This window comes from Oribacterium sp. C9, from assembly GCF_002007235.1.
GTDB lineage: Bacteria > Bacillota > Clostridia > Lachnospirales > Lachnospiraceae > Oribacterium.
The window spans coordinates 115,933-133,702 of record NZ_MUHW01000008.1; the positions used below are offsets into that span (position 1 = coordinate 115,933).

The 17,770-nt window shown below is 42.8% G+C and carries 18 protein-coding genes; 4 read left to right on the forward strand and 14 right to left on the reverse strand.

The features are described 5' to 3' along the window. Positions 1 to 186: 186 nt before the first annotated feature. The gene (locus BXO88_RS06870) at positions 187 to 1,326 is read right to left on the reverse strand and encodes an acyl-CoA dehydrogenase family protein (RefSeq protein WP_078037012.1); all 1,140 of its coding nucleotides are present in this window, start codon (positions 1,324 to 1,326) and stop codon (positions 187 to 189) included. A 191-nt stretch (positions 1,327 to 1,517) separates the two neighbouring features. Further along, positions 1,518 to 3,320, reverse strand: coding sequence for an alpha/beta hydrolase family protein (locus BXO88_RS06875; protein ID WP_078037013.1), 1,803 nt, complete (start codon positions 3,318 to 3,320; stop codon positions 1,518 to 1,520). A 245-nt stretch (positions 3,321 to 3,565) separates the two neighbouring features. On the opposite strand from BXO88_RS06875, the gene BXO88_RS06880 reads away from it, so the two are divergent. Continuing rightward, on the forward strand, positions 3,566 to 4,276 hold the full coding sequence (locus BXO88_RS06880) for a LytR/AlgR family response regulator transcription factor (RefSeq protein ID WP_078037014.1): 711 nt from the start codon (positions 3,566 to 3,568) through the stop codon (positions 4,274 to 4,276). Further along, positions 4,276 to 5,634: an ATP-binding protein gene (locus BXO88_RS06885; RefSeq protein WP_078037015.1), complete on the forward strand. Its 1,359-nt coding sequence runs from the start codon at positions 4,276 to 4,278 to the stop codon at positions 5,632 to 5,634. Before BXO88_RS06880 ends, BXO88_RS06885 begins: the two co-directional genes overlap by 1 nt. A gap of 38 nt (positions 5,635 to 5,672) precedes the next feature. On the opposite strand, the gene BXO88_RS06890 is transcribed toward BXO88_RS06885, so the two are convergent. The 11 genes from BXO88_RS06890 to BXO88_RS06940 form a co-directional block, all read right to left on the reverse strand. After that, positions 5,673 to 6,515, reverse strand: a complete 843-nt coding sequence (locus BXO88_RS06890; RefSeq protein WP_168171641.1) for a GntR family transcriptional regulator — start codon at positions 6,513 to 6,515, stop codon at positions 5,673 to 5,675. A 180-nt stretch (positions 6,516 to 6,695) separates the two neighbouring features. Then, positions 6,696 to 8,114, reverse strand: coding sequence for an FAD-binding oxidoreductase (locus BXO88_RS06895; RefSeq protein WP_078037017.1), 1,419 nt, complete (start codon positions 8,112 to 8,114; stop codon positions 6,696 to 6,698). Positions 8,115 to 8,317: 203 nt separating this feature from the next. Beyond that, complete coding sequence (locus tag BXO88_RS06900) at positions 8,318 to 9,262, reverse strand: electron transfer flavoprotein subunit alpha/FixB family protein (RefSeq protein ID WP_078037034.1); 945 nt, start codon at positions 9,260 to 9,262, stop codon at positions 8,318 to 8,320. 10 nt (positions 9,263 to 9,272) lie between these two features. Continuing rightward, positions 9,273 to 10,043 carry an electron transfer flavoprotein subunit beta/FixA family protein gene (locus tag BXO88_RS06905; protein WP_078037018.1) on the reverse strand — a complete coding sequence of 257 codons (771 nt, stop codon included), beginning with the start codon at positions 10,041 to 10,043 and terminating at the stop codon, positions 9,273 to 9,275. 12 nt (positions 10,044 to 10,055) lie between these two features. Continuing rightward, positions 10,056 to 11,135 carry a butyrate kinase gene (gene buk / locus BXO88_RS06910; protein WP_078037019.1) on the reverse strand — a complete coding sequence of 360 codons (1,080 nt, stop codon included), beginning with the start codon at positions 11,133 to 11,135 and terminating at the stop codon, positions 10,056 to 10,058. Positions 11,136 to 11,160: 25 nt separating this feature from the next. Beyond that, positions 11,161 to 12,066, reverse strand: a complete 906-nt coding sequence (locus tag BXO88_RS06915) for a phosphate acyltransferase (RefSeq protein ID WP_078037020.1) — start codon at positions 12,064 to 12,066, stop codon at positions 11,161 to 11,163. 158 nt (positions 12,067 to 12,224) lie between these two features. Further along, positions 12,225 to 12,776 (reverse strand): 2-oxoacid:acceptor oxidoreductase family protein, encoded by a 552-nt coding sequence (locus tag BXO88_RS06920; RefSeq protein WP_078037021.1) that lies wholly within the window; start codon positions 12,774 to 12,776, stop codon positions 12,225 to 12,227. Between the two features lie 9 nt (positions 12,777 to 12,785). Then, on the reverse strand, positions 12,786 to 13,532 hold the full coding sequence (locus BXO88_RS06925; RefSeq protein WP_078037022.1) for a thiamine pyrophosphate-dependent enzyme: 747 nt from the start codon (positions 13,530 to 13,532) through the stop codon (positions 12,786 to 12,788). A 2-nt stretch (positions 13,533 to 13,534) separates the two neighbouring features. Then, positions 13,535 to 14,620 carry a 3-methyl-2-oxobutanoate dehydrogenase subunit VorB gene (vorB, locus tag BXO88_RS06930; protein WP_078037023.1) on the reverse strand — a complete coding sequence of 362 codons (1,086 nt, stop codon included), beginning with the start codon at positions 14,618 to 14,620 and terminating at the stop codon, positions 13,535 to 13,537. Between the two features lie 3 nt (positions 14,621 to 14,623). Continuing rightward, a complete protein-coding gene (locus BXO88_RS06935; RefSeq protein WP_078037024.1) occupies positions 14,624 to 14,839 on the reverse strand; it encodes a 4Fe-4S dicluster domain-containing protein in 216 nt (71 codons plus the stop codon). A 24-nt stretch (positions 14,840 to 14,863) separates the two neighbouring features. Further along, positions 14,864 to 15,568: a hypothetical protein gene (locus BXO88_RS06940; RefSeq protein WP_078037025.1), complete on the reverse strand. Its 705-nt coding sequence runs from the start codon at positions 15,566 to 15,568 to the stop codon at positions 14,864 to 14,866. A 283-nt stretch (positions 15,569 to 15,851) separates the two neighbouring features. Between BXO88_RS06940 and BXO88_RS06945 the strand changes: the two genes are divergently transcribed. Both BXO88_RS06945 and BXO88_RS06950 read left to right on the forward strand, forming a co-directional pair. Beyond that, positions 15,852 to 16,256, forward strand: coding sequence for a thioesterase family protein (locus BXO88_RS06945; protein ID WP_078037026.1), 405 nt, complete (start codon positions 15,852 to 15,854; stop codon positions 16,254 to 16,256). Between the two features lie 211 nt (positions 16,257 to 16,467). Beyond that, positions 16,468 to 16,824: an MATE family efflux transporter gene (locus tag BXO88_RS06950; RefSeq protein ID WP_078037027.1), complete on the forward strand. Its 357-nt coding sequence runs from the start codon at positions 16,468 to 16,470 to the stop codon at positions 16,822 to 16,824. A gap of 105 nt (positions 16,825 to 16,929) precedes the next feature. On the opposite strand, the gene BXO88_RS06955 is transcribed toward BXO88_RS06950, so the two are convergent. Then, a complete protein-coding gene (locus BXO88_RS06955) occupies positions 16,930 to 17,706 on the reverse strand; it encodes a TIM barrel protein (protein WP_078037028.1) in 777 nt (258 codons plus the stop codon). Positions 17,707 to 17,770 lie beyond the last annotated feature (64 nt).

Sequence of the window (17,770 nt, forward strand, 5' to 3'; positions counted from 1 at the left end):
TTATGAAATAGGCCGTCTATAAATAGTATCTACAAATGGCCTGATTCATTGGATAATCTGGACGCACCGTTACCAAATCGGTGCGGTTTTTCATATACATAAGCGAATTCAGGCATTATCAAACAGTTCAATATCTGAACTTCATATCTTATGATAACGGGAAATTTTTTCAGAAATGATCGAAAATCAAATCTTTCCGATAACAGAACGGCCTACTACCAGTCTCTGGATTTCATTTGTTCCTTCGAAAATCTGGAAGATCTTTGCATCTCTGAAAAGCTTTTCAACAGGATAATCACGTGAATATCCGTAACCTCCAAGAATCTGAACAGCTTCAGTTGCTGCGAACATAGCTGCATCACCTGCAAGGCACTTTGCTGTAGCTGAAGCCATGGAATAATCCTCACCTCTTTCCATAAGTGTGAGAGAATGAGCGCAGCACTGACGGGCAGCCTCTGTCTTCATCTGCATATCAGCAATCTTGAACTGAATAACCTCGTTTTTTGCGAGAGGCTTTCCAAACTGTACACGTGTTTTTGCGTAAGCTACTGCCTCATCGATACATCTCTGGGCAACGCCCACACCGATAACTGCACACCAGGTTCTTGCGATGTCAAGTGTCTCCATGGCGATCTTGAATCCATCACCCTCTTTTCCGAGAAGGTTCTCCTTAGGGATACGAACATCCTCAAGAATGAGGTCTGATGTGATACTTGTACGGATACCCATCTTGTTCTCGTGTGAGCCTACAGATACACCCTTTGTTCCCTTATCGATAAGGAAAGCGCTGAGTCCCTTGACCTTTGCCTCTTTGTCAGTAGAAGCGATAACTACATAGAAATCTGCGATCTGCGCATTGGTACAGAAACACTTTGTTCCGTTAAGAACATACTCATCACCATCGAGAACAGCTGTAGCCTTGACATTACCTGCATCGCAACCCGCATTAGGCTCTGTAAGTGCAAATGCTCCGTAACCACCGTTTACGATGATCTCAGCGTATCTTTTCTTCTGCTCTTCTGAACCGGCAACAAGTAAAGGCTTAAATGAAAGTCCGTTACCGTTCAGTGTAACGGCAAAACCCGCATCCCCATAGCCCATAGCTTCAAGAATAGCAGCGTGATCAATATTTGAAAGACCAAGTCCGCCGTACTCCTCAGGGATGTCAAGCATGTGAAGCTGCATCTCTACTGCCTGATCGAAAAGCTCCTTAGGCCACTCTCCTGAAATATCGTAATCCTTTACCTGCTCCTTGATCTCACTGTTAACGAATTCCTGTACGTCCCTTAACAGATCTTTTCCTTCATCTGAAACCAGATATGCCATAGTGTCTTTTCCTCCTGTATTATCCACGAAGTCTCGGCTTCATGGTTTAATGTTTGAATTTACCCAAAACGATTGTAGATTAATGATATCATCTTGTCGACATGTTTACAAGTATTTTTTATTTATTTATCGGCCAAAAAAGAAAAATTGGAGGTTGCAATTTCTGCAGCCTCCAAAATGTATAAACAGATTTACATTGAAAGCGTAAATCCTGAAAGTGTTACAAAACCTGCGAATAAAGCAGCGGGGATGACACCTGCCCAGATATTGCCGTATTTTCTGAAAATATAGGTCACTACGCCTGTGGTGCCGCCCATCATATATGCATAACCGAATGCAAAGTCAAGAGCTCCGCAGCTTGTGTTCTTTCCCGTTCCATAGATATCGATCTGTGGAATGAAGGTTTCACCTGTTCCCACGATCATGGAACCGCCGTACTGTATGAGAAGAAGGATAACAAGAGCACCTGCCGTAAGAATTACATTAAGCGCAATAGCTATAGCCATATCCTTCTTCTCGTTTCCTGAAGATGGCGCCTTTGTGATAGCCATGTTTCCAGTGAACATGAAAAGGAAGATAAGTAGAGCGTATGGAATGGATCTTGTGATACGGAGCGGGGACATTCTCAGATAGGTGCTGAGTGACCAGATCTGATAGTTGATACCCAGGAAGCCTTCGATAAGCCATAACCATGTGAATACAAACACAAGGATGATAACACCCATAAGAAGTGCCTTTGCAGGCTTTGACCAGTCGATCTTCTTAACGCCTGCTGCATCAAGTGCATAATCAGAAAGGTCTACATCCTTTCTCTTCTTGTTTCTGAGATAAAGCCTTCCGAGACCGATGAACATAACCACAAAGAGCCATGCCATGATACCGTTAAGATTTGTTGAACGGAAAATGTTTAATGCAGGTGTTCCCGGACCGAACCATACCATTGCATAAGCTGATACAGGCACAAAGAGAACAGCAGGGATACCTACTCTGAAAAGAATATCTATCACCCAGTCCTTAGCTGTATTACGAACACCCTTTTCATAAACAGGTGTTGCGATAGTAGCAAAGAACTCATTCTGCATAAGAAGGTTGATAAGTGCCGCAAGCATGAACATCATAGCCACGCATGCAATGCCTGAGAAAATCTGATGCGGAAGGAAATTGATATCGTTCACATCAAGCTTTACAGGAGCATCATTTACGCTTGTTTCATAAGAAATGATCTCCTTGATTGTCTGACCGCTGATGTTGCCTGTCTGGTGAAGTGTACCGCCAAACTGTGAATAACGGAACTTGAATCCGTTTCTGTCAAAATCCTTATTGATCTCGAGATCCTTGATTCCGGAGAATTCCTTTACGAACTCAAGGTTAGCTGCAGGGTCTCCTACGAAGAAATAGTCATACTGGTCTGCGAGAGACTTGATGAGACAGAAGTTGGTGTTGATGCCGTTTGCTTCCATGTCTCCCTCTAAAGACATCTTCATCATGAAAGGTCCGAATACCTCACAGATACTGTTTACCTTATCAGCTACTGCCTTATAGGTATTGATAACAGTATTTGTTCCCTGAGAATATCCGATAAGATTTATCTTATCTTTCTCTACAAAAGAAAGTGTATTTGCATACTTGGTTACTTCGATAGCCTGAAGAATTCTTTCAACTGAAGGATCTGACTCTCCACCACCCTGAAGATCAGGTGATATTACTACAAATCCTCTTCTTGCAAGCTCCATTGACCATGTGTCATTGGAATGTGCGTGATTTGAACGTCCGTGAAGAATTACCGCCAGTGGTGCAGGATTCTCGTCGGTTGCATTGTTCGGACGATACATAAGTGTACTTATGTCTGTGCCGTTTGGTCCTGTAAGTGTAAGTCTTGTGATCTTTACCTTACCGTAGTCTGTCTGCAATCCCCATATGAAAAATGTACATACGAGAAGGATCGCTGCGCAGATTGCAAAAAATCTTACTGCGCTTTTCTTTTCTTTATTCATGATACCCTCCTGAAATTCCAGCAGAGTCCGGTTTGAGCATTTTTTATGCATTTCAATATCAGCTCTGCTGTTGATGGAACAAATTTAACAGATACCGGCTTGCTATTATCGTTTTTTTCGTGAATGGTAACCATTTTGACGTAAGTAGACTTGTTGACAAGTTGTGGCTTTCAGTATAAACTTCTTGCTATCGAAAGGTACTTTTATTATGGTATCTTTATAATCTCTTTTATAAGGAAATAATCATGTGGAATCTTCTTATATGTGACGATGAAAATCAGATGATCGTTTCTCTAAAGGATATGATCAGACGTTTTACAAATGAGACAAATATTCAGTTCAATATTTCGGAATGTCACTCTGCCGGTGAACTGCTTAATGACTTTAACGACAGCATTGACCTCATACTTTTAGATATATCTATGGGAACCCTTAGCGGAATGGATGCGGCAAAGATCATTCGCGAAAGGAACAGAGATGTTGTTATCATTTTCGTTACCAGCATGACACAGTATGCCCTGGAGGGCTATTCCGTCCATGCCTTTGGTTTTCTTAAAAAACCGATACGATATGCGGATATACGCCTGCAGCTTCTGGATGCCACCATGCATCTTAACAGCCATAAAAAGGAATTTCTTACTATAGAAGTGGATAATGCTCCCTACAGACTTGATATCGCAGAAATACTGTTTTTAGAAGTTCAGGACCACGATATACTTATTCATACCCTTTCCGAATCTCTCTTGGTTCACGAATCAATGAATGAAATGGAATCCCGGTTAAAAGAGCACTATTTTTTCCGCTGCCATAGGAGTTACCTTGTAAATCTCCGTATGGTCGCCACTGTAAACGGTGCAGATGTGGTTCTGAAAAACAAAACGACTGTGCCTCTCAGCAAATATAAGAAAAAGGAATTTCTTGAGGCCTTCACCTTTTATTTAGGAGTAGAAAACTGATGGATCTTACTCAAATATTTAATTTTCTTATTGATGTGCTGTTTCTGTACATTTTCTTTCTGCCAGTACAGGACCACGATGATGCTCTTCATTCAAGGAAAAAGCTTTCCCCCTTCAGAAAGAACCTTCGCAAAATCATAGCTTTTGCATTACAGCTTTTTTTATTACCTTTATATCTAACCTATATGCCCGCAGATCCCGGCATCATAACCTTACGATTTGCCGCAAGGTTATTGATTTATTCTCTGTTTGTATACTTCGATAAGCAGACCACTCCGGAGATCGCATTTTATCTCGGAGCTATAGCATGGATAACCTTTGCAGTACAAAACAACATGTTCCAGACTCCACAGTTTTACAGGATTCATATAAATGAAACTCATTACCTTACTGATCCCATGCTGAATCAGCTTTTGAACCGTATTCTCGAGTATACTTCCGAGGCCGTCATCATTATCCTTTCAAGTAAGATGATTCCTTTGAATGAGATTCATTTTATGGTTCCGGAGCGTATATTTATGATCAGCACACTTTGCATGCTGACTCTCTACATCAAATACTCGCTGAACCTGCTTCTGCTTTCCCCGATATCCTCATTACCCAAAGAACTGACCACCTATCCGGTACTTATGCAGATGCTTATTCTGGCTTTTCTTATCATGTTTGAACGTTATCTCTATCACCGTAGACTTCGTGAGGAATCCCGTCTTCAGGAGACTATTGCAAGGAACATTTATGCCAATGCCGTCGCCCACCAGAAAGCACAGGAAGATCTTCGTGTTCTTCACCACGACATGAAAAACCATCTCATCGCTCTTCAGGGGCTTATGAAGGGTTCGGAACCATCCGAAGGGGCACCTGCAGCCGAAAGATACATTAGTCTAATGATGGATAAGCTGGCTCCCTTCGAGACCATCATCGAAACCGGCAATCCTGTGTTAAACGGTCTTCTGTCAGAAAAGGTACGCATCGCGCGTCTTGACAACATCGAGATAAGCACATCTGTAGATTTCCGCGGAGTCGGATTTATCGAAAACATGGACATCTGTACCATCTTCGGTAATGCTTTGGACAATGCCATGGAAGCCAGCAGAAAAGTAACCGATCCCGAACTTCGGTCCATACTTGTAAAGGCCGGCTGCATTTCCGACAACCTCACCATCACTTTCACAAATTATTACGAGGGTACGTTACATGAGAACCGCGGCGTCCTTTTAACAATAAAGACCGGTGCCTTCCACGGCATCGGTCTCAAAAGTATCGAGCGTTCAGTAGCTAAATATCACGGCACCATGATACATCACACGGATCAGTTCCATAATTTCACACTTACCATCAGGATTCCTTTCCCGGAATAATAGAAAGAGCCGTCCGAAGGACGGCTCTTTCCGTAAACTCATCTGTAGAAATATTCATTCTCTTCACGCTCGGATACTTCTCTTGCGAGTCTGACAGTATTTATGTGCTCATGAAGAACTTCTCTGATCTTGTTGCGGTCACCTACATTTATGCACTCTACCAGCTCTTTATGCTGCTCGAACAGCTCTGATAATCTCTGAAGCGAACGTATCTCGAGATTTCTCCAGCGACGATAATGAACATATATTTTATCCAGCATTTCATTGATCCTGCCACGTCCGATTCCATCAAGGATGATCTGATGAAACACCTGATCAAGCTGTAAAAACTTCTTGCAGTATTCATTCCTGCCATCTTCATCATCCGGAGACACTTTGGCATACTTCTTAAGGCACTGCTCCTGCTCCTGAAGATTCTTTTTCAGGAGCTTCACAACTTTACGGATATTCTCTGATTCAGCTATCTCAACAACAGCCTCCTGTTCGATAGCTTCTCTGATATACAGAGTATCTGACACATAGTCCATGTCTATGAGACTTACGAATGTACCTCTCTGAGGATAAACCTCAACCAGTCCTTCCTCTTTAAGTTTTGTGATGGCGCCTCTTATGATATGACGTGTTGTTCTGTATTCCTGACATAAATTATTTTCGCTTATACTCGTTCCCGGCATAAAATCAAGATTCTCGATCTTCTTACAAAGTTCCTCATAGATCTCCTCACTTGATATCATGCTTCTATCCTTAAGACCCATACCCTGCTCTCTTCGTATGCGCTCATGATCCGATTTCTGACGATTCAGCTTTCCGAAATAATGATCGCGATACCTTTCTATCCTTTCACGCTCTGATTTATAATCTTCAATCGATTTTTTTGACATCTGTAAGATCTCTCTTTCTGAATCTTCAGACATCTTTTTTATTATACTTTAGAACTTAAAAAATGCAAAATCCCATTAAAAAAGATGAATGAAAAAACGATTATTAAAAATGTGCAGCACACCGTTAATATCAGGCGCGTTGCACATTCCAGTTCAATGAAGGATATTTTTTGTTCGCTATCAAAGTGTATAGCAGACCTTGCCCGGATTAAGAAGCAGCTTGGGATCGAAGGCTCTCTTTACATCCTTCATGAGGCAGAGCTGATGCTCTCCAAGATTTTCTCTTAAGTAATCAACCTTTGCTGAACCGATTCCGTGCTCACCGGAAACAAGCCCTCCAAGTTCAAATCCTACCTTGTAGACCTTATCCATGAAGATCTTAACCTTCTCTCTGAATTCATCTTCCGGCATTTCATTTGCACAAAGGTTAATGTGAACATTACCATCTCCCGCATGACCTGTGCAGCGGATGTCACATCCAACCTCATCCTTCATAGCAACTGCGCTGTTAATAAGCTCAGGAATCTTCGGAATAGGCACAACTATATCAACTTCATCAGTCATCTTGTACTCTGCCATGATAGCCTCAAGACAATTCTTTCTTACAGACCAGACATTTCTGATGGCATCAGGAGTGTCATATACCATAACATCAAGTGCCTCATTGTCTGTAAATACCTCTGCAGACTGCTCAAGTATGGTATCAAGATTTTCCTGTGTGGAATCAGTGAATGTCACAAGAAGATAAGCCTCTGCCTCAACTCCTTCTATAACTGTAGGATAAATCTTCTTTCCAAGGAAATTTTGAATCATGTCAACATTGTCCCTTAACATAAATTCAAGGGATTCAGGTTCAAATCCTGCAAGCTTAAGCTTGGGAACACAGGAAATACAGTCATCGAGGGAGGCGAAAGGGGCAAGAAGACTGACTGAAAATTTGGGTTTAACATAAAGCTTCAAAGATACCTCGGTGATGATTCCGAGAGTTCCTTCTGAACCGATCATAAGGTGCATGAAGTTGTAGCCTGAACAGTTCTTGTTGACTTCTCTTCCGAACTCCATGATATCACCCTTTGGTGTTATGACAGTCATGGCAAGAACCTGATCTCTTGTCGTGCCATACTTTACAGCCTTCATTCCGCCTGCATTGGTGGAAATGTTTCCGCCGATGGTTGCCATCATTTCGCCGGGCTCTCCCATGTAAGCAAAACCATGCTTCTCACAGTCATCGCAGAGTTCCTGTACGGTAATTCCTGACTGGACTCTGACAACGAAATTGTCAGGATCGTATCCCAGGATCTTATTCATCTTTGTCATGTCGATGATAACTCCGCCTGCTTCGGCAACGCAGCCGGCAGAAAGACCTGTTCCCGCTCCTCTCGGAACAAATGGAACATTGTTCTCATAGCAAAGCTTAACTATCTCTGAGATCTCTTCGTTTGTCTCTACTCTTACTACCACATCAGGCATATGCTTTCCGTAGAAAATGCTCTCATCATGTGTATAGTCATCCCCTATATCTTCTCCTGTAAGGACGCGACCGGGAGCTATCTTTTTGAGTTCTTCGATCATCTCCTCTGAAGGCTTCTGGTAATTCATTTTATTCCTCCTGTTGCAGGCGCTTATCTCCCGCCATATTATTTAACATACAAACATTTCACTGAATGAATCTTGAAAGCATTTATGAACATTACTTTTTAAAGACCACAAAACATAATCAATTAATTGTGGTCTTTAAAAGCATCTATACTACATGACTTTTCAGTACAGATTGTTTTCAGTGATCTGACATCGCTTATTTATTAAAGGCCCTTGAGCTTTTTAATCTCATCAATCAGAACCGGAAGGATATCCTCGCATCTTCCTACGATTCCGAGGTCTGCCACATCAAATATAGGTGCATCCTCATCCTTGTTGATGGCTACGATGAAACCGGAGCTTGTGATTCCTGAAACATGCTGCATAGCGCCTGAAAGACCGCAGGCGATATACAGCTTTGGTGCGATATTCTTTCCTGACTGTCCTACCTGATGGATTCTTGTGGTCCACTCCTCATCGACGGCTGCTCTTGTAGCGCCTACTTCACCTCCTAGAAGTGATGCAAGCTCCTCAACCATAGCGAAGCCTTCCTTTGATCCCATTCCACGGCCGCCGGCTATGACAACATTGGCACCCTCGAGATCAACCTTCTCGGAAATCTCCTTTACACTGTCCTTGAGAATAACCTTGAGCGCATCTTCAGGAAGTGCATACTCCTTCTTTGTAACTTCAGCCTTTTCACCCTGTGTGAGCTTTTCAAAGCTTCCGGATCTTACTGTCATTACCTTAAGTGTGTCTGCAGAGAACTTGAGATTCTCAAGAACAGTACCGCCGAATGCAGGTCTTGTGAAAACTCCATTCTCTGTATCTGCCTTGATCACGTCTGTGATGCAGGCTCCGTCATTTCTTGCAGCAACTCTCGGTGCGAGATCCTTGCCCTTAAGAGTGCCTGCAAAAAGCACATACTCAGGCTTCTCATCCTTGATGATCTGATTAAGGATAAATACCTCTGCATCATCTGACACCTTATCGCAAGGAACCTCTATAACAGGAATTCCATAAGCTGAAACTGCGTCTGATGCATTATCAACGTCTGAGCCAATCACAACTGCACATGGATCTGAAAGTGTCTTTGCAAGAGACATTATCTCAAGACTTCCGTTCTGGATGTTTCCGTTTTCTATTTCGATATATATTAATGTCTTCATCTTACACTCCTTATACAAGCCTTGCTTCCTTTAAGATCGCCATCGCTTTCTGTACGGCATCCTGAGCTTCTTTTTCCTTGATCTTTACGCCGGCTTCTCTCTTTGCAGGCTCATCATATCCTGTGAGAGTCACCTTATTTTCTGCCTTCTCAAGCTCAATTACAGGAATCTCAGCCTTTCTTGCCTTCATCTTGTTCTTAAGAGAAGGATAGCGTGGATCATACTCAGGCTTTGTTACACTGAGAACTGCAGGAAGAGTTGTCTCAAGTACATCGTATCCCTCCTCTGTTTCCTTCTTTACAATGAGTGCAGCATCTGTCTTTGTGAATCCTATAGCGCTTGAAACGAAAGGTACTGAAAGCTTTTCTGCAAGAAGAGCACCAACCTGAGAACTGATCTCGTCGGTTGACTCCTTTCCTGTCAGGATAAGGTCAAAAGCAGAACCTTCCTGCTCTTCGATCTTCCTGATAAAAGAGAGAAGCTCTGCTGAAAGAGCTGCCTCATCAGCGCCGGAAACATCCAGGTTTCCGATATAAGCGCGATTTGCACCTACTGCGATTTCCTGAACGAGTGATGGACGGATCTCATCCTTATCTCCGATGGAAGCAACAACAACTTCGCCTCCGTTAGCTTCCATTTCCCTTACGGCCATCTCCATAGCGTAGGTATCCATAGCATTAACGATCTTTTCAATATTCTTTATATCCGGTGTCTTTTCATCAGAAAGTGAAACCTTCACTACATCATCCGGAACCTGTTTGATCAATACAAGAATCTTCAAAATATTTCTCCTTTATTTAGTGCTGTCTCTGAACTGTTTTGCCTGCTCTTCACCGCGAAGTACTCTGAGAGTACCTCCGGCAAGTGCTTCCATCTCATGCTCTCCCGGCACCAGCTCCACCGGTGCAAGGAATGATATATGTTTTTTAACGGAATTTACGAAGCGTTCTGAATATGCAAGACCACCTGTAAGAACGATAAAATCAACCTTACCGTCAACTGAAGGTGCAATCTTTGCTATGTTCTTTGCTGTAGAAAGAGCCATAGCCTCAAATACCTCTTCTGCTTCCGTATTGCCCTCGTTAATCATTTTTTCTACTTCACGCATGTCTGCAGTGCCAAAGTAAGAAATCATTCCTCCTTTTCTCTGCAGCTGCTTCATAAGCTCTGTCTCACTGTATTTTCCGCTGTAGCAGAGCTTTACAACCGAATAAACAGGTAAACCGCCTGCTCTCTCCGGTGAGAACGGACCTTCTTCGTCCATGATGACATCTATCATCTTTCCCTGGCTGTGGAGGTTTATGGTGATTCCACCGCCAAGATGTGCTACTACAATATTTGAATTGTTGTAATCAACGCCCTTTTCTTTACATACTCTTAAGGCTGCCGCTCTTGTGTTAAGGTTATGGCCTCTGGCCTGATGACGGATTCCCTTAAGTCCGGTAATAGTATTTACCTTTGTCATCTCATCGATGGTGAGAGCGTCATAGATATATGCTTTTACTGAAATCTCTTTTGCAAACTCAAGCGCGATTGCTGCGCCTACATTGGAAGCATGCTGATCCACCGGATGATGCTCAAGTGCATAAACCATTTCATCGTTTACTTCATAAGCTCCTGCTTCTACCGGTGGCATGCATCCGCCTCTGGAGACAATGGCCTCGAAAGAATCAAGTTGATCTCCATGCTTCAGAAGCAGCTCAAGAATCAGTTTTTTACGCATATCCTTCTGGGAAAATACGGTCGGGAATGGTTTGAGATCTTCCAGACTATGGCTGATGCTCTCTACCCAAACCTCCTTTTCTCCCTGAAAAACAGCAATCTTTGTGGATGTTGAACCCGGGTTCAATACCAATATTTTTTCTTTAACCATGTCATGTCTCCTGTTAATTACTTTTTTACTTTGCCGCTGCAGCGGATATCACTATGGACAGATACTTTTCTTCAGCACTTGAACCACGTGATACCATAACGATAGGGCACTTTGCGCCTACGATAAAGCCGGCCATTCTTGCACCTGCTGTTATGGTGAGCATCTTGCCCATGATATTTGCAGTGTGGATGTTCGGTGCAAGAAGTACGTCAACATCTCCTGCAATTCTGCTTTCAAGGCCCTTGAAGTCTGCGATGTCCTTACGAAGAGCGCAGTCATACTGGATAGGACCTTCAACGATGCAGTTCTTTATCTCGCCTCTCTTGTTCATTTCAGCAAGTTCCTGAGCGTCAAGAGTCTCAGGCATCTTTGGATTGACCTTCTCTACACAGGTAAGAACACCTACCTTAGGGCACTCATATCCCATATCAACAAGAGTATCTACCGTGTTTTCAATAATCTGCTTTTTCTTCTGAAGATCAGGATATGTGACCATACCGCCGTCAACAGGGAGAAGAAGCTTATGGTAGGATGGAACCTCGAAGGCTGTGAAATGTGACATAAGGCGGCCTGTTCCGAGACCATTTTCCTTGTCTACAACTTCATGAAGGATCACCTTGGTATCAACCTTACCCTTCATAAGGAAATCAGCCTTTCCTTCTCTTACAAGAGTAACTGCCTTTCTGCAGGCAAGTGCGATATCCGGCTCGTCGATGATCTCTGCAGCGTCAGCATTCTCACCAAGCTCCTGAAGCACCTGAAGAATAACTTTCTTATCTCCCACAAGAATAGGATCAACTATTCCTTCCTTGCAGGCAACCATTACAGCTTCAAGAGTATGCTCGTCATTGGCTGCGGCAACAGCCATTCTCTTCTTTGCAGGTGCACCCTTTACTTTTTCAATTAATTCATCAAAATTGTGAAAAACCATACTGTCCCTCTATATTCTGTTTTACCGGCTCATGCACCATTTTCTCGTGAAATAACTGCTTATTCTGCATAAGTCCTTTTTTCACTAATACATAAATGCAAAGGATATACCGATTAATTCATGTACCGAAAACCATGCATTCGCCGGGTACTCTTTTTTTATTTCTTATGAGCTCTTCCGATCTCCATGCCCTTTTCAAAAGCCTGACGGTTCAAAGGAAGGAGCTTTGGCTTCTTTGATAACTTGTGCTCAACTGTTGCCCATACTATCTCAGGATCGATTACCTCTGTGAAACCAACGTAAACGCCCAGCATGATAACATTGAGGACCTTGGCATTACCCATCTCAAGAGCAAGCTCTGTCACAGGTGCTGATACAACGGTGAGATCTGTTCTGTCGATCTCAGAAGCATCAACGATAGAGCTGTTGATGAAAAGTCGTCCGTTTGGCTTTACAGTCTTAAGGAACTTGTTGAGAGATGCACCGTTCATAACGATGAGATCATCCATAACGTCACCGAGAGGAGCGCCGATCTGATCATCAGAGATAACAACATAACAGTTTGCTGTACCTCCGCGCTGCTCTGCGCCATAGGATGGGAAGAATGTTACATTCTTGTCTGTGGACTCACAGGTTGCTGTTGCAAGGAATTTTCCAAGTGTCATAACACCCTGACCGCCGAAACCGGCTACACATAAATTTGTCTCCATATTCCCTCCTTAACCTAAATCACGAACTACGCCGAGCGGATATTCAGGAAGCATCTTCTCCTCCAGATACTCCAGCGCCTTAAGTGAATCAAGGCCCCAGTTGGTAGGACAGCTTGTAACGATCTCAACCAGTGAGTAGCCCTTGCCTTCCATCTGATACTGGAAAGCCTTCTTGATATAGTTTTTAGTTTTCATTACATTTGCAGGTGTGTTGCAGCTTGTTCTCACAAGAAAGTGAGGCGCTGTGAGCTTGTCAAGAAGCTCGCACACGTGCATCGGATAACCGTGCTCCTCAGCATTTCTTCCTGCAGGTGCTGTAGTGGCCTTCATACCGATAAGAGTGGTAGGAGCCATCTGACCGCCGGTCATTCCATAGATTCCGTTGTTAATGAATATGGTCGTGAAGTTCTCGCCTCTGTTGGCTGCTGACATGGTCTCTGCAAGTCCGATGGAGGCAAGGTCTCCATCACCCTGATAGGTATAAACAAGGCTCTCAGGATTTGATCTCTTGATACCTGTTGCTACAGCACACGCACGTCCGTGAGGTGATGTAATGTTGTCGCATGCCATATAATCCATCTGTAATCCGCAGCAGCCTATACCTAAAGTGCAGACTGACTTGTCTACGAGGTTCATCTCCTCAAGAACTTCACCGATGAGCTTCATAACCGTGCCATGCATACATCCGGGACAGAAGCCGGCTACTTTGTCAGCCTGAATGTAATCGGTTCTCTTGTATATCAACTGTTCACTCATAATCAAACCTCCTGCTCTTTCATCGAAAGAACCTTTTCGATGATTGCTTCGCGGGACATGATGTTTCCGCCTGAGCAGAGACATGTCTCAATAGGCTTTCTTCCGCGAACTGCTGTATCTACGTCCTGAATCATCTGTGCAGGTATGGACATCTCAACATCAAGGAAAGCCTTTACCTTATCGAAATCGATCTTATCAAATGCATAGAATGGGAAAGGGTGTACTGTGATCGGGCGGAGAAGACCAACCTTGACTCCCTGCTTTCTTAAAATGTCTACAGCAGACTTTGCAATTCTTGCTGAGATTCCGTAAGCAGTGATGATGATCTCGGCATCCTCTGTCTGATACAGCTCAGCCTCAGCATCCTTCTTCCATGACTCATAAAGAGCTGCGCACTCCTCATTGCACTTCTGCTGGATTTCAGTCTTCCACTGGCCCGGCTCGATCCATGCACGGTTCTTGTAATCAATCTTATGTCCTATACATGCCCATGATTTCTTTCCGTCCTTAATAGCCTTGACCTCTTCCGGAGACTTCATCTCAGGAAGCTCTACAGGCTCCATAACTGTTGCGATAACACCATCAGCAAGAATAAGAACCGGATTTCTGTCACGATCTGCAAGGTCAAATGCCTTGTAGGTCATATCAACTGCTTCCTGAACTGTGGAAGGAGCAAGAACTATCATCTCAAATCCACCATTACCTGAAGCCTTTGTTGCCTGAAGATAATCCATCTGAGCAGGCTGAATGGCACCAACACCTGGGCCGCCTCTCTGGAAGTTACAGTACACCATCGGGATACGTGCTGAAGCACAGTACGAAATTCCCTCACTCTTAAGTGAAATTCCGGGTGAAGATGATGATGTCATAGATCTTGTTCCTGCCGATGCTGCACCATAGACCATATTTACCGATGCAACCTCTGACTCACCCTGTACAAATACGCCTCCGACCTCAGGCATACGTCTTGCAAAATATTCCGGTACTTCATTCTGCGGTGTGATAGGATATCCCGCAAAAAATCTGCAGCCGGCTCTAACCGCAGCTTCAGCTACTGCCTCACTGCCTTTCATGAATACTCTGGCCATGACTTAATCCTCCTTGTAGATCTCTATCGCGCCATCCGGACAAATACGTCCGCAGGTACCGCAGCCAACGCAGTCCTCTGTACGCACCGGCACGATATACTCATATCCCTTTGCATTTACTTTTTTGCCAACCTCAAGCACATTTTTGGGACAAAATTTAATGCAGTACTGACAGCTCTTACATCTTTCTGCCACTACATTGATCCTGAATTTTGCCATCCTGAAACCTCCCTTCAAAGACACTCAACCAACAGCTTCCCGAACCCACGGATATGTCAGATAGAGACGCATCGGAAAAATGTCTGTGGGAATCATTCCCTCTGCTTCTTCCTTCATGTTCTCTAAAACGCATGTCAGTTCTATATCTTTATACTTTGATATAATTTCCTGCATTCTTACGGATCCCGAAAGGACATCCTCAAAATGCGTGTTCGGACCCAGATTCGGATTATCGATCAGATGGATCTCGTCCAGTCTTATATGAGAAACGGCAAGTATCTCTCCCAGGATCCGATCCACATGTTCGATATCCATACAGAAAGGTCGATAGGAATTGAGAACATAAAATGCTGTTGTATATTCTCTGTTTGGTCCCATCATGAGGCCTCCGACGGCTCTGGCGCCGATGTCATCGCCTCCGACATCTATGACCACGATGCAATTCTCATCCTGCATGCATTCTCTTACTCCGCCCACCATAGTCGGAGCATCATAGAACTGCTCTTCAAAATGAAAATGTATCAGGCTCAGTTCCTTCTCACCGGTCACATCTCTTGATCTGAACAGAGGTTTTGTCATGTCCATATCAAAAAAATGAACCGGTCTTTTTTCTGTCTCTGCAAGGAATTTTGCAAAGTTCAGTGAGATCTCGCTTTTTCCGCATCCTGCCTCCCCCACAAATATAAAATTGCTTTTACCTTCTGAAAGAAGCCTCTTTATCGTGTTCATATCTGTCCCTTTCTGCGAAATTAAATTTCATTTATTACTTTACTACATTTTGCATACTTGTCAACAAGTCCACATGTTAATTAACGCACAAATTTTAAGTTTTTATTTTGTGCACCATCGATAATGACCACCAAATCCTGTCGTGCTAATATGAACACAATTTTCATTTGTCTGACAAATCACATGAAAATAAGGAGTTAAGAGAGAAAAATGAATTATCTCTCTTATGTTTACGTAACAAATAGACAAGTCAGCTTGTATATTTGACTATCGGAGGTAAATTATGATTGAAACTGGAATGACATTAACTCAGGACACTATCGTTACAAAAGAAATGACGGCGGCTGCCATAGGCGGAAAAGATGCAGTTATGGCGCTAGGGACACCTTTTCTTGTTGGTCTCTGCGAGGATACAGCAGTTAAGCTCATGAAGCCTGAACTTGAAGAGGGTCAGGGCTCTGTAGGAACCACCCTTTCCATAAACCACAAGGCTCCGACGCCTGTCGGAATGAAGCTTTCAGTCACCGTTACCGTAACAGAGGTTGACAGAAAGCGAATCGAATTTGATTTCGTCGCAAAGGACGAGGCAGAAGAGGTTGCCACAGGACATCATCAGCGCTTTATAATAAACAACGATAAGTTCCTTCAGGGTGTAAATAAAAAAGCTGCTTTGGTCGAGAAAGCATGATGTCAGTATAGTTGCCGTTGATTAAGAATATGCGTTAGCTACGCGGCCAGAATTCGGTGGTTCTCATAACACCAACGCCGGCGATTATAAAAAACAAGTTGTGGAAGCCGCTATGAGTTTGATTTTTATCGACGGATTGAAATCTTTTTTATAAATCCGATCTATATATTAATTAAAAGCCTCTAAATATGCTTCAGTAGATAGCTTATTCATGGGTGTAGCATTCACAATAATATTCATTTTATTCAGAAGCATACTTTCATCCGTTTTTCTTCATGACAAAGAGCTGATCGCCATGTCCGCTTCTTTCCTCAGGACCCTCAGCATTTCAGCGCCGTTTGTTGGAATCATCAACCTGGCGACTGCTTACTTCCAGGCATTGGGAAAGGCAATGAATTCACTTATTATTACAATGTTTAAAAATATCATACTGTTCGTTCCTGCAATTATGGTTCTTGGTATAATGTTTGGATTGAGCGGTTTGATCGCAGCTCAGCCTGTATCTGATATCATAGTGACAATAATAAGCATATTCATGTACAAAGCTTCCGGTCACACTGAAAAATAAAAACAATTTAAGTTCAAATCGCGAATAGAAAAAGCAGATGCCTGGATAATCATCTGATTATCCGGCATCTGCTTTTTAAACTGCGTTATATAAATATTTATACAATTATGAAATGAGATTCTTTGATCTAGTAAGACTTTCAAGCTTATCCATTGTTGGATCATATTCCATGCCTATGAATCCATCATAGCCTAATTCATTGATCTTGCTTGTGATAAACGGATAATTAAGTTCCGAATTCTCAATCTCATGACGTCCGTAAGATCCTGCCGCATGAAAATGCCCAATACGGTCAATATTCTTTGAAATTGTCTCAAGAAGATTTCCTTCTGTAATCTGCTGATGGTATAGATCAAAGAGAATCTTAATATTGGAGCTGTTAAGAATCTTCATCATAAAGAAAGCATCATGTGAATCTAATGGGAATACTCCGGCATGATCCACCTTTACATTGACAGGTTCGATTAAAAGTGTAACTCCTGTTCCTTCAAGGATCTTATCAGCTTCCCGTAATGTATCAATCATTGTATCAAAAAATGTCTGCTCTGAAATAAACATTCTTGAATGTCCCGGTGAACAGAAAATATTCTTACAACCAAGCTTTTTAGCTGCTGCAATACTGTCCTTTAAATCTGAAAGGAACTGTTCTTTTTCAGATGCTGCACCAAGACATTCAACCTTTGTCATCATTGAGGTGACTTCAAGGCCAAGCTCATCTTTCTTCGCCTTAATTGCATCAAGGTCATCATTCCACCACTGCAGAATTTCTATTCCATCATATCCGGCTTTTTTAACCATTTCCATAGCCTCCAGATACTCTTCTGTAGTCATCTGATAACCCCATTTTCCAAAAAATATATCCACCATTACTGATACCTTCATTTTTATCTCCTCTCTATTCTTCTTTGTGTAAGTTCAACAAAAACCTTTGATTTTACAGACTTTG